This window comes from Guyparkeria hydrothermalis, assembly GCF_023555375.1.
GTDB lineage: Bacteria > Pseudomonadota > Gammaproteobacteria > Halothiobacillales > Halothiobacillaceae > Guyparkeria > Guyparkeria hydrothermalis.
In genome coordinates this window covers 349,224-361,708 of record NZ_JAJSEE010000001.1, presented here as the reverse complement: position 1 = coordinate 361,708, position 12,485 = coordinate 349,224, and the positions used below count along the sequence as shown (strand labels likewise).

11 protein-coding genes are annotated in these 12,485 nt (G+C 62.7%); 3 read left to right on the top strand and 8 right to left on the bottom strand.

Features of this window, described 5'->3' with window-relative positions; translation table 11 throughout:
- Position 1: 1 nt before the first annotated feature.
- From LV475_RS01610 to LV475_RS01600, 3 genes are all read right to left on the bottom strand, one after another.
- Positions 2–703, bottom strand: a complete 702-nt coding sequence (locus tag LV475_RS01610; RefSeq protein ID WP_156574492.1) for a DUF484 family protein — start codon at positions 701–703, stop codon at positions 2–4.
- Positions 704–818: 115 nt separating this feature from the next.
- On the bottom strand, positions 819–1,703 hold the full coding sequence (gene dapF, locus LV475_RS01605; RefSeq protein WP_347709470.1) for a diaminopimelate epimerase: 885 nt from the start codon (positions 1,701–1,703) through the stop codon (positions 819–821).
- A gap of 172 nt (positions 1,704–1,875) precedes the next feature.
- Complete coding sequence (locus LV475_RS01600) at positions 1,876–3,966, bottom strand: BCCT family transporter (protein WP_250105615.1); 2,091 nt, start codon at positions 3,964–3,966, stop codon at positions 1,876–1,878.
- Positions 3,967–4,457: 491 nt separating this feature from the next.
- Between LV475_RS01600 and LV475_RS01595 the strand changes: the two genes are divergently transcribed.
- Positions 4,458–5,687 carry a tyrosine-type recombinase/integrase gene (locus LV475_RS01595; protein WP_136867618.1) on the top strand — a complete coding sequence of 410 codons (1,230 nt, stop codon included), beginning with the start codon at positions 4,458–4,460 and terminating at the stop codon, positions 5,685–5,687.
- A gap of 215 nt (positions 5,688–5,902) precedes the next feature.
- Here the strand turns inward: LV475_RS01595 and LV475_RS01590 are convergent, their stop codons facing one another.
- A complete protein-coding gene (locus LV475_RS01590) occupies positions 5,903–6,085 on the bottom strand; it encodes a helix-turn-helix transcriptional regulator (protein WP_211238828.1) in 183 nt (60 codons plus the stop codon).
- 570 nt (positions 6,086–6,655) lie between these two features.
- Here LV475_RS01590 and LV475_RS01585 point away from each other — a divergent pair.
- Positions 6,656–7,183, top strand: coding sequence for a hypothetical protein (locus LV475_RS01585; RefSeq protein ID WP_231505750.1), 528 nt, complete (start codon positions 6,656–6,658; stop codon positions 7,181–7,183).
- A gap of 811 nt (positions 7,184–7,994) precedes the next feature.
- Complete coding sequence (locus LV475_RS01580; RefSeq protein ID WP_250105614.1) at positions 7,995–8,693, top strand: hypothetical protein; 699 nt, start codon at positions 7,995–7,997, stop codon at positions 8,691–8,693.
- A 63-nt stretch (positions 8,694–8,756) separates the two neighbouring features.
- Here LV475_RS01580 and LV475_RS01575 read toward each other — a convergent pair whose 3' ends face one another.
- From LV475_RS01575 to LV475_RS01560, 4 genes are all read right to left on the bottom strand, one after another.
- Positions 8,757–9,965: a molybdopterin molybdotransferase MoeA gene (locus LV475_RS01575; protein WP_136867621.1), complete on the bottom strand. Its 1,209-nt coding sequence runs from the start codon at positions 9,963–9,965 to the stop codon at positions 8,757–8,759.
- Positions 9,962–10,597 carry a molybdenum cofactor guanylyltransferase gene (gene mobA / locus LV475_RS01570; protein WP_136867622.1) on the bottom strand — a complete coding sequence of 212 codons (636 nt, stop codon included), beginning with the start codon at positions 10,595–10,597 and terminating at the stop codon, positions 9,962–9,964. The genes LV475_RS01575 and mobA overlap by 4 nt, the downstream gene beginning before the upstream one ends.
- On the bottom strand, positions 10,594–11,517 hold the full coding sequence (locus LV475_RS01565) for a uroporphyrinogen-III synthase (RefSeq protein WP_136867623.1): 924 nt from the start codon (positions 11,515–11,517) through the stop codon (positions 10,594–10,596). Before LV475_RS01565 ends, mobA begins: the two co-directional genes overlap by 4 nt.
- Positions 11,518–11,590: 73 nt before the next feature.
- Positions 11,591–12,433, bottom strand: a complete 843-nt coding sequence (locus tag LV475_RS01560) for a formate/nitrite transporter family protein (protein ID WP_250105613.1) — start codon at positions 12,431–12,433, stop codon at positions 11,591–11,593.
- Between the last annotated feature and the right edge of the window lie 52 nt (positions 12,434–12,485).

The following is a 12,485-nucleotide window of genomic DNA, read 5'->3' as shown; positions in this document are numbered from 1 at the left end:
GTCAGCGGTCGGTGCTGTCGCTCGCGGCCTGCCCGAGAAACGCGCCGGCCAGTTCGCCGATCTGCTCGAGAAAGTGCGTGCCCTGGGCGGGGTTGAAGCCGTCCGGCAGGCGGCGGCCCAGGGCGACGACGTAGCGGGCGGGGCCGGTGGCCGCCGAGGGAATGGCGATCAGGGCCGCCGAGCCGGTTTGCGGAAGTGTGTCACCGAAGAGGGTCTCGCGCACGGTGTCGTGCGGGCGACCACAGAACGGGGTGGGATTGTCCAGCCAGCCGGCGAGCAGGCCGCGGGTCTCGGCGTCGAGCTCGGCCAACGGCACGACGCGGCAGGCGTCGATCTCGAAGTGGGCGCGGAGCTGCCCCTCGAGGGTCGTCGTCGAGCGGTCCGCGGCGGCCAGCAAGCCCTCGCAGAAGCGGTGGAGCAGCCGGTCGGCCGCGGCGTTGTCGGCGGCAACCCGGTGGAGTTGGTCCAGCGCGTCGCGGTGCCGGATCGCCTGGCCGCGCCAGCGGCGCAGCTGCCAGTGGTGCAGCGAGACGGCCGGTTGCGGCGGGCCGGGCAGTTCGATGTGATCGAGGACGTCCGGATGCTCGAGGAACAGGTCCGGGTGGGTGCGCAGGTAGGCAAGCACCGTTTCGGCGCTTACATCCTGGCCGTTGTCGACTCCGGCGTCCGTGTCGGCAAGTTCGAAGGCCACGTTCTCGCTCATGCGTATTCCCTGGTGATTGTTGGCAGCACGGCGCCTCTCCGGGCGCTCTGATCTCCCACCTTACCCCCGCGCGCCGGGCTCGGCAATGCGGTGGCTCGGGCAGGGTCGATGTGGATCATTCGGTCGCGTCGACCGCGACCTCGCCGTCGAAGACGAAGGTGGCGGGGCCGGTCATGAACAGCGAGTCCTCGTCGCGCCCGGACCAGTCGATCGAGAGCGCGCCGCCGCGCAGGTCGACCCGGCAGGGCGAGTCGAGTCGTCCGGCGCGGATGCCCGCGGCGACCGCCGCGCAGGCCCCGGTGCCGCAGGCCAGTGTCTCGCCGGCGCCACGTTCGAACACCCGCAGGGCGATGTGGTCGGGACGATGTTGCTCGACGAAACCGACATTCACCCGACGCGGGAAGGCCGGGTGCGACTCGAGAGCCGTGCCGACGGCCTCGACCGGGAAACGCTCGAGATCCTCGACCTGGACCACCGCGTGCGGGTTGCCCATCGAAACGGCCTCGAGCGTGACCCGATCGAGCCCGCCGGGCAGCCCGCTGAGCATCAGCGTGTAGGGCGATCCGCTTGCCGTGATCGGCGGATTGAAGGGAATGGCCTCGGGGGCGAAGCGCGGCCGGCCCATGTCGACCCGGACGCGATTGTCGTCGGTCAGGTGTAGGACGATTGGCCCGCCGGCGGTCTCGACCCGGATGTCGCGCCGGTCGGTGAGACCGCGTTCGGCCACGAAGCGGGCAAAGCAGCGCGCGCCATTGCCGCATTGCTCCACCTCGCCGCCGTCGGCGTTGAAGATGCGGTAGCGAAAATCGGCGTTCCGGCCGCGGGGCGGCTCGATCAGCAACAGCTGGTCAAAGCCGATGCCGAAATGGCGGTCGGCCCAGGACTGGATGCGGTCGGGGGTCAGCCACTCGGCAACCGGGAGCGGACGACTGACCGCATCGACGACCATAAAGTCGTTTCCCAGTCCGTGCATCTTGGTGAAAGCCAGCCGGTCGGCCATGAAATGCCTCGTCGTGATCGGGTTGGAAACCTGTCGCGATTCTATCATTCGAGGCCACGCCGCGGAGGGGTGACCGCGTCGCGTGGGTCCGTCTTTCACGGGGCGGACACGAAAAAACCCGCCACCGGGGTGACGGGTTGGTTTGAAGCCACCGGTGGGGCCGGGGCTGCGATCAGCTGTCGGCGGTCGGCCCGGCCTTGCCGTTGCCCAGTTGGCGGATGCGCTCGCTGTGCAGGTCCTCGTCATGCTCTTCCATCTTCCACGGCAGGATGGCCGGGGAGGTGTGCAGGAAGTGCATGTACTTCTCGAACTGGTCGAGGATGTCGCTGATGACCGTCTCGCGGTCGTAGCCGTAGATGTTGTAGGAGCGGCCACCGCGGCGCAGGTAGACCTCGGCGCGGTAGTAGTGGCTGTCACCATCGAGCGAGCGGTCCTGCTCCGGGAAAGCGAAGCCCGGCTTGGCGTAGCCGCGCAGGCGCACCTCGTAGATGAACTCCATCGTGCCCGGCTTGGTGACGTTCAGGTGGGCGCGGCAGCGCTCCTCGTCGAAGTCGGTGCCGACCGGCCAGCCCTGGCCCTTCAACTCCTCGCTCACCTGCGCCATCGCCTCGACGACGTCGTTCTTGATGAACGCGGCGACCGGCTCGCGCTTGGGGAAGCTGACCATGTTGGTCACGCGCTTGCGCCAGTTGTCGACCCCGCCAAGGCTGCCGTGGCGGCCGGCGTTCATGTGGTGTTGCAGGCTCACCTCGCGATGACCCTCGATCTGCAGCGCGCGCCACATGCCGACCGCGGCGATCAGCATGATGATCGCGAACGGCAGGGCCGCGGTGATCGAGGCCGTCTGCAGCGCGCCCAGACCGCCGGCGAGCAGCAGCACCGAGGCGACCACGCCCTCGAGCACGGCCCAGAAGACCCGCTGGAGGGCCGGGGTCTGGATCGCGCCGCCCGAGGCCAGCGAGTCGATCACCAGCGAGCCGGAGTCCGAGGAGGTGACGAAGAAGGTGATGATCAGCACGATCGTCAGAAACGAGATGATCGGCGTGAGCGGCAGCATCTCGAACAGTTTGAACAGGGCGATTGCCTTGTCGGTCTGCACCTGGCCGATCAGCGCGTCGGCGCCCTCGTTCATGATCGCGTGGAGCGCGGTGTCACCGAAGACGGTGAACCAGAAGAAGGTGAAGATGGTCGGCACGAACATCACGCCCAGCACGAACTGGCGGATGGTGCGCCCGCGGCTGATCTTCGCGATGAACAGGCCGACGAACGGCGCCCAGGCGATGGTCCAGCCGAAGATGAACAGGGTCCAGTTGCCGATCCAGTCGCTCGACTCGTAGGCCTGCAGGCTGAAGGTGCGCTCGACGATGTTCGACAGGTAGAAGCCGGTGTTCTCGACGAAGGCCTCGAGCAGGAAGATGGTCGGGCCCATGACGAACACGAACAGCACCAGCGCGATCGCCATGATCATGTTCAGCTGCGACAGGCGTTTGATCCCCTTGTCCATGCCCGCGACCACCGAGACGGTGGCGGCCGCGGTGATCACGGCGATCGCGATGATCTGCACGGTGGTGTTCACCGGGATGGTCGGCCACAGGTAGTTCAGGCCCGCGTTGATCTGCGCGACCGACAGGCCCAGCGTGGTGGCGATACCGAACATGGTGCCGAGGATGGCGAACACGTCCACCGTGTGGCCGATCGGGCCGTGGATGCGCTCGCCGATCAGCGGGTAGAGCGCCGAGCGCATCGACAGCGGCAGCCCGTGGCGAAAGGCGAAGTAGGCCAGCACCAGGCCGACCAGCCCGTAGATCGCCCAGATGTGAAAGCCCCAGTGGAAGAACGAGATCTGCAGGGCCTGCTTGGCCGCGTCGATGGTCTCGGCCGAGCCGTTGGGTGGGCTGGCGAAGTGGAGCACCGGCTCGGCCACGCCGAAGAACAGCAGCGCGATGCCGTAGCCGGCCGAGAACAGCATGGCGAACCACGCCGGGAAGCTGTACTCGGGCTCGGAGTGGTCCGGGCCCAGCTTGATCCGCCCCCAGGGCGAGATCGCCACGGCGATGAAAAAGATCAGGAAGATCGCCACGGCCAGCATGTAGAACCAGCCGAAATCGCTGGTGATCCAGTCCAACACCTTGGCGAAGACGTCGCCGGCGCGTTCCGGGTTGATCACCGTGCCGATGACCAGCAGCGCGATGACGATCACCGCGGGCAGAAAGACCGGCATCAACAGCATCGTGCGTTTGCCGGCAGTGGGGGTGGTGCTCATGGAGGGCTCCCTGCGTTCTCGTTCGTTTTTATCGGGCGGCGTCGCCGGATTCCCGAGTGGGATGCTCGGCGACCAGGTCCGTTAGGTATATCACCCAAGGCGCGATCTTGCCGACGTTTGCGGACCTTGCCGGTTTGTTTGCGCCATCGTGGCGGGGTTGGCGCCGACTTTTGGTTTTCCGCCTCGGTCGGTTCGCCTTTTGTGTTTATACTGCGCGCCCTTATTTCAATCCCTTGGACCGTTTTTTGTGATCGCCAATCTTCGTAATATCGCCATTATCGCCCACGTCGATAATCATCACGCGGTATTGGTCGGGGTTGCGCAGGAAAAGAAACGCGTAAAGTATTGATAAATAAGGCTATAAATGCGCCACAAGCGGTCATTGTTGGTCAGCGACAACCTCTGCCGGTAGATGCTTTTGTGTACATGTTCGTGTACATCGTCTTGCTGGTCTGGCATTTTATGTACACACTCGATTCATTGGCCTCCTCATGTCAATCACGAATCTTTGGTTAAAAAACGCCTATCAAAAACATCGTGATTCGGTCCTTGAGAAGTCTGATCGTGATGGGCTGAGTGTGAGGGTCAGCCGTAAGGGCAAGATCGTCTTCCAGTACCGCTTTCGTTACCACGGCAAGGCTGCTCGTATGGATTTGGGTGCCTACCCCGTGATGAGCCTCAAGGAAGCTAGGGAGGAGGTCGTAAGTCGCCGAAAGCAGCTCGAAGAGGGGCATGATCCGCGGGTGCGCCGCGAAGTCGAGAAGAGAGCCGTTCAGGGGCAGCACACTAACGAGACGCTACTTCGTCTTTGGCATGAGAAGTACGTCGTGATTAACAAGGTCGGGGCTGACGAGATTTTACGTAGCTTCGAGAGGTACGTTTTCCCGGAAATCGGTGATCTCCCCGCCGACGACACGACTACGCATGCTTGGATGGGCCTGCTGGAATCCGTGAGGGATGCGTCTCCCTCGATAGCCTCCCGCCTTCTGACGAATGTGCGCCAATGCCACAAGTGGGCGCGTCGCTGGGGCTACATGTCCCAAGAGCCAGTGGCGAACATGACAGCCCGAGCCGACCTCAACATCCACAAGAACAAGGATTCCGGGCGGGCCTTCACTGACCGCGAGTTGTGGGTTGTGTGGCACGCGACCGAGCGTTCTCGCTTGGCCGCCCGCTCCAAGCTATTCGTGAAACTGACCTTGTTCTTCGGCTGCCGTCCTGGCGAGCTTCGCACCGCCGCAGTTTCCGAGTTCGATTTCGAGAACAAGGTGTGGGAAATCCCGCCGGAACGCCACAAGACTGGGCAGAAGACCAAGCGACCGCTCCGCCGACCCCTGATCGACGAAGTGATCCCGTGGATTGAGGAGGCGATGGCGCTCTCGATGAATCCACGAATGCTGTTCAGCGGTGAGAGCAAGCCCACCGAGCTAGGTGATCGATCTACGGTGTCCTTCCATCGCTCGATCCTCAATGCCGCCGAGAGGCAGCTCAACGCGCCGCTGCCGGGTATGTGTCTGTACGACCTACGCAAGACGGCCCGAACGAATTGGAGTTCGCTCGGACCGCCCCATGTGTGCGAAGTGATGCTGGGCCACTCCCTGCCGGGGGTGTGGCAGGTCTACGACCGACACGACTATCTCGAGGAGCAGGCCGAGGTCTATCGGAAGTGGTGGGATCGTCTCATGCAGATTGTTTCCGCAAAGACTCCTCCCACTCCATAACGTCCTGCGCCAGCCAGCGGTGCTCGGTGCCGCCCCCGCCTTGAATCATCGGCTGTGGAAAACCGCGAGTTTCTTGCCAGCGGATGAGTGTGCGAACACTTCGTCCGTATCGTTCGCATAGCTCGCTGGTCTTCATGTAGCGGTCCAAATGCGGCGGCCGGCGTTGAAGCATCGTCGGTGTTGATTCATTTGAGTGCATGGGCATTTGTTGTTCCTCAATCCGTCTGTCTTTCGCTTGCGACCTGAAATTGTTGGTCAAGCCAGGCGTCAACTTCCTCTCGAAGCCATCGTCGTCCCCAGCCGACCATCATTCCTTCGGGGAACTCCCCTGATCTGATCATTTGATAGAGCGTGCTCCGACCCATTCCGCAGTGGGCTGCGACTTCTTGTGCATTCATTGCCCTTGCCTCGATTCCTCTTTCGATTTTCATCAAAACCTCATTGCTAGTGGCAGTTGTCCTCTGACGGGTTGCATGGTGGGCACGCGGGCGTGGCTCCCTTTTGTATAGGCACCAGTTCTTAGTACAGAGCCGCGGGTGCTCTGCACTTCGGCGACAATACCATTGGTGTAAAAAAGATCAACAATGTGTGTGAGTTGCGCTGTGTGTATGCATGGGGCATATGTGGTAAGTTGGCCTAGAGGCGGCAAAGAGGAGCTTTGTGTTGCTAGGAGGGGAGCAAAGAGAGTCCCCCAAAAATCGGTGGGCATCGGGTGTCGATTAACGCTCTGGAGTGAAGTGAAAGGTATTAAAGGCCTTTTGCCAATCCGGGTGGTTGGGCATTGGGGCCTTGTCGAGGATTGCTGCAGGCGAACGCCCGCGCATGGGTCCGTTGGAGCAACACTAAAGTTTTCTTCGCCCCCACGCTGGCCTTTGTCACAACTCATCGCAACTGTTGTTCTGGCTGGGCTTAAGTTGACTTGGAATTCGTTGCCTTACTTTGTGGGGTCATTAACAAGGGGGAAAGTTATGGGAAAAGAAGATGCGGCGAACGAGGAATTGCTCGAGGAAGGTGCCGAAAGCAAGCCGCGATACCTTCCAGGTTCGGCTCTTACCCGAGCGATTCTTGAAAAAGGCGAAGAGCTTGGTCTTGACCGTCACGGCATGGCTGAAGAGTCAGGCCTGACCTACAGCTACCTCATCCTGATCCTGAACGGATCGCGGGAAGTGCCGAAGATTTCCCACAAGCGCCTGCGCTCCATCGGAAAGTTCCTCGGCATCCCCTTTGCGCAAGTCTTGATGCTCGCCGAGATTCTTGAGCCATCCGACTTCGTGATGGAGGAGGAGCGTGATCTCGAGGACCAGCTTGAGGCGGTCTACGCCTCGATGTGTCGCCATCCTGATTGGCGCGACCTGGCCCCGACTCGCAAGGTGTGGGACGCGATGGACGAGCAGGCGAAAGTAACAATGGGGCTCATGTACCAGAAGCTCGCCCAAGAGGCGCTGCTGGACATGACCCCCATTGTCGAGGTGGTCAACGACGAGGACGAAGGCTAACCGGCCTTCCTGCCTCGATTCGACGTACCACTACGGGCGGGCCTTTTGCGGGCCTGCCCTTTTTTACGCCCGGATTTCGTGGCTCCCCCCGGAGATCGATAGGCTCCTTTGGCTATCACTGGCCTATTAGAGGATGTAGGCCACGAAGCGGTTGATGCTGGCCTCGAAGTCGGCCAGTGACATCTTCCCCTACGCGATCTTCTTCAAGTCCATCTCCCACTTGGCCGTGATGTCGGGGTTCACCTGCAGCTGGCGAAGGGTGTGAGCTGTGAATCGGATCGCATGATCACGTTAGTTAGCGTGTTCACGGCGCTCTATTACGGCGGGTGAGGGTGAGGAGCGCGATTTGTTGTGAGGATCAAAGTCGCATGTGATTGTCACTGTGACAGTGACAATCACATGCACAGGCAACATGAACTGTGAGAGTCACAGTCACATTAACTGTCAATGTGACACTCAGAAAAATACATGTGTATGCAAAGCCCCTCTAATCGTCGTGTGTTCATCATGGCGACTGTGACAGTCAGCGTGAACAGCACCATGCGCCGGAAGCCCTAAACACCTGTGCGAGAACCCTGCCGGTTAAGAAGCTCTCCCCGTGCTGCATCCGACTGGCCTCCCCGCCGTTCAGATGGGCCTGTGCTGGCTTTATCTACAACCTGCGGGCAGATGGATGATCGTGTGGCATTGATTGGCTCCTCGCCGTTCAGATGCGCTTCGATTACCCGGTGTGGAATTGATGCCGTGAGTGCTTGTTTCTCCTCGCCGTTCAGATGTCCTTTCCGAACTGCTTGTGGAGGTATTGGCCGCGATGGCTAACGATGACTTTTCCCCGCTCGGATGTGCTTCGAGTGACGCTGGGGATGATGGATACGAGGGTTGTGTTCTTGAGCTTGTGTCCCGTTCGGAGGCTGGCTTTCGTGCCCGCTTGGAGCGTGGTGTTGATGGCCTGCTCTCCTCCGTTCAGATGCTCAACCGAAGCATCCTTGCCGTGGATCGTTTGCTGTGGCGATTGCAGCCCCCGGCGACGGGCCGGATTCGTGTGCTGTGGCGCAAGACTCCTTCCCGTTCGGATGGTGATGCCGTGGAGCCGTACCTGGTGAAGTGGAAGCAGGTGCGCCGTGGGTGGCAGACGATCCGTTTGGGTACGCGGGCGGAAAAGAGCGTGGAGTCATGGGGTGGGTTTGAGCGCCACTCAGATGAGGTGCGCGAGGCGGTGTTGCTGGCGAAGCGACTGATTGCCAGGCGAAGCCAGGTGTTGGCCCGCGGTCGGGAGTTGCAGCTCTCCGGGGAGGAACGGGGCCGGTCGAATGCGATGCACGCCAAGACGGTGCGCCGGGAGATCGAGCGGCTGGTTGACCGTGCTCAGGAGAAGTCGGATGGCGAGGACATGCTGTTGAGCCTGTCGTATGTGCTGGAAGGAAGCCGGGTGAGTAAACTCGGTTCGCATGATTCGGATAACATGTTTGCACACGGCGGGTTGCGGGTGTCTCGAGGAACTAATCGATAGTTTATGAGATCGCACCGAAACCGTACGTATGAGGGTTTATAAAAAAGTTCTAAGGAACTCGATTCAACGGTCTGAAACACAGTTCATTATTAGCACTGATACGCATGCACCCGTCTTGAGAGACATTCGGGCTGGAATCATTGCGAGCGCAGCCGCTTCCTCCGGGTCGATCGACTCACTCCGTGCCCACCATGTGCCCTCTCGTGAGTCGAGTTGGATTGGAACATAGCGGTCGACAGATGCGGATTCGAGAGATTGCGCCAATCGAGCGGTGACTCGAGGGGGCGAGACGCCATCGGTCATCATTTCATATAGAGCCGGTTGAACGACCCCATGCAGTGCGGTCAGCAGTGCGGTCGGTCGGCCAGGTAACGACATGAGGATCGTGCCGCCGATACTCCTGGCTGCGCTGGTGGGACGTCCTGGACGCATTGAGACGCCCTCGAAGAGTGGAGTGCCGAGGCGACGCAGAACGGTGCGTCCGAAGTCATGGACACCCACCGAACTCCCCCCAACGAGCAACACCAGGTCGGCACTGGCGAGGTGCCGTCGTACCTCGGCCTCTATTGTCGGTAGATGGTCGGCGATCGGCCCGAATGGTCCGATAACGTCGGCCCCAAAGCGAACGAGAGTAGTTTCCAGGAGAATGCTGTTGCTGTCATGAATGCCGCCAGGTGAGCAGGGTTGGTCGGGAGAGACCAGCTCGTCGCCGGTCACCAGCACGGCTACTCGTGGCGGTCTGCGTATCGGCAGGGTTGCTAAACCGTGTCGGGCGGCGAGCGAGAGGTGGCCCGGTTGCAGTCGAATGCCTACGGACAGTACGGTCGCGCCCGGCATGTTGATTGCCCCGACGCCCTCACAGTCGGCCCAACGTTTCACCTGGGCCGTTGCCCGCAGTTTTCCTGCCGAGACGGCGACGATTTCCCGACGCAAAACCACGTCGGCCCCGGGCGGCAAGGGTGCGCCCGTGGCAATGGGCACACATTGCCCAGAGTGAAGGGATTCCGGCATGGTGAGGCACGCTTGTGATCCGGTTCGGATGGTTAATTCCCCGCCACAGGTGACGTCCGCCAGGCGGGCGGCATAACCGTCCATCATGGCTCGGTTGAATGGCGGGTAGGCTTGGGGGGCGTGAATCGTACGGGCGAGTACCCGTCCTAGTGCCTGGTCGAGGGGAAGTTCCAGTTCGGAAAGTGCCGGCGCAGCGGCACTCAGCGTCATAATCGCTTCCGCAGCGCTGGGGCTGGACGTGCCGCAATGGCAGTTGGTCATGAGTCGCTTCTCCCTATTCCCAAGCCTGGCATGGCTGATTCCCGCAATAGATCGATCCGGGTGTTGACGTTGAGAAACGCATTTCGGTCCTCGGAGAGATCGCAGCAGGCGTGTGGCCCGCCGGTGAGCAGGTCGGTCAGCCTTTCGGGCACCGGTCCGACTCGCTGGCGGCGGAGCGACGGGACGTGGAAAAGCGCCACGCCGGGTTGCAGGCGATGGCCGTCGTCGGCGATCACTACCGGGGCGCCGGTAGCCCGCTGGCGGGCGATTAAGCGAGCCGGCCACTGCGGCCGATAGTGCGGCGTGTCGCAAGGCGCGAGCAGCACCCAGTCGTGCCGCAACCGGCCCATTGCGGCGTGCACGGCCGCCGCGGGGCCGCGCCGCACCCGGTCCGGGTCGGTGATGGTGCGATGGCCGAGTCCACGGTAGGCATCCAGGTGGCGGTTGGCGACGATCACCAGCTCGGCGACCGACGGGGCGAGCGCCTCGATCACGTGGCTGACCATGGGCTGGCCGAGGAACGGCTCGAGGCCCTTGTCGCGGCCGTCCATTCGCCGACTGGCGCCCCCGGCGAGCACCAGTGCGCTCAACGGGGTCTCGGCCTTGAGTTCTAGCTTGAGGGCGGGCCTCATGAGGTCGCTTCCCGGTCTTGCGGGCGATGATTCGGGTGGTCGGTCGGGGCATTGCCCGGCTGATCGCCCTGGTGATCGCCTTGGTGATCAGCCAAGTGGTGGGCAAGGGCATCCACCAGCGGCTTCATGAAGAAGCGCCCTTCCGGCATCACGTCGACGTCGATCCCCAGTTCCGTCAGCCGGTTGGCCATCACCGGGCCGATGGCGGTGACCGCGGTCCGGTCGGCGAGTGCTTCGCGCAAGGCCGGCTCGCGGTCGTGGGCGCGGGCGACCTTGAGCAGCCGGTCGATCTGCGGCTGGCTGGTGAAGGCCACCGCATCGATCTCCCCGGCGATCAGTCGGTCGACCAGGGACAGCACGGTGTCGGTCTCGCTCTCGCTCGCGTAGATATAGGGCCAGACCGGGAAGGGTTCGGTGCCCAGCGCCTCGATCGCCTCGATCAACGGCCGATTGGGTTCGGTGCCGTACATTGCCAGGCCGACGACCGCTGCCGGATTGTCCAGCCGTTGCAGCGTGGTGATGATCCCGGCCGAAGTCGGCTCGTCGGCGACCACGTCGGCGGCGATACCCCAGTGCTTGAGCACCCGGCCCGGCTTGGGCCCGCGCACGATCAGGCGCACCTCGGCGAGCCGTCGGCGGAAGGCCTCCTGCAGGCCGAATCGCTCGGCCGCGGCGTCCAGGCGCGCGACGCTCTCGCCGGTGAGGATGACCAGGTCGCCAATACGGGAATCGGAGACGAACCGATCGAGCCAGTCGCGGACGGCCGCCTGATCGGGGCTGTCGTGCATGCTGATCAGCGGGCATCGCACCACCTCGGCGCCGCGGCGCAGCAGGAGGTTGGCCAGCACGTCGAGCTGCCGGGTCTCGGGCAGGGCGATGCGTCGGCCGGCGAAGGCATTGGCGTCAAGACGAGCGGTCATGGCAAGTCACTCCTAGGGTCTGCGGCGCCCGGGCGTTTGGCCGGTGGTCGATCGGCCCGGGCAGGCAATGGTTTCAGATCTCCAGTTCCCGCTGCGGGGCGGTCTTGTAGTGGGTGACGTACATGATCAGTCCCACGAACATCAGGCCGCCGACCAGGTTGCCCAGCGCGGTGGGCAGCTCGTTCCACAACAGGTAGTCGCCGAAGGTGAAATCGCCGCCCATGATCAGGGCGAAGGGGAACAGGAACATGTTCACCACCGAGTGCTCGAAGCCCATGTAGAAGAACAGCATGATCGGCATCCACATGGCGAAGATCTTGCCGATGGCCGAGGTCGAGAGCATGGCGGCTGCCACCCCGGTCGAGACCATCCAGTTGCACAGGATCCCGCGGATGAAGATGGTGAACCAGCCCGACAGGCCGTGCTCTTCGTAGCCCAGTGTGCGGGCCATGCCGATATGGCCGACCTTCTCGGCGATCGCGCCTCCCGGGGCCGAGTAGCCAAAGGTGAGGATGAACGAAATCATGAAGGCCACCGTGACCGCGCCGGCGAAGTTGCCCACGAACACGAGGCCCCAGTTACGCAACACCTGGTTGACGGTCACCCCGGGTCGTCGGTCGAGCAGGGCCAGGGGCACCAGCATGAATACGCCGGTCAGCAGGTCGAACCCCAGCAGGTAGAGCAGGATGAAACCCACCGGGAACAGCAGTGCGCCGATCAGCGGCGAGCCGGTGTTGATGGTGACCGTGATCGCGAAGGCCGCGGCCAGTGCGAGGATCGCGCCGGCCATGTAGGCGCGAATCAGGGTGTCGCGGGTCGAGACCCGGATCTTGGCCTCGCCGGCATCGACCATCTTCTTGGCGAGATCGTTGGGCGGGACGTAATCGGCGTGCATGCCTTGCGTGTTGTCGGCCATGGTGGATTCCCCGTGAGTGGCGGATGTGTGTCTGCTGTGTGTCGAACGCGTG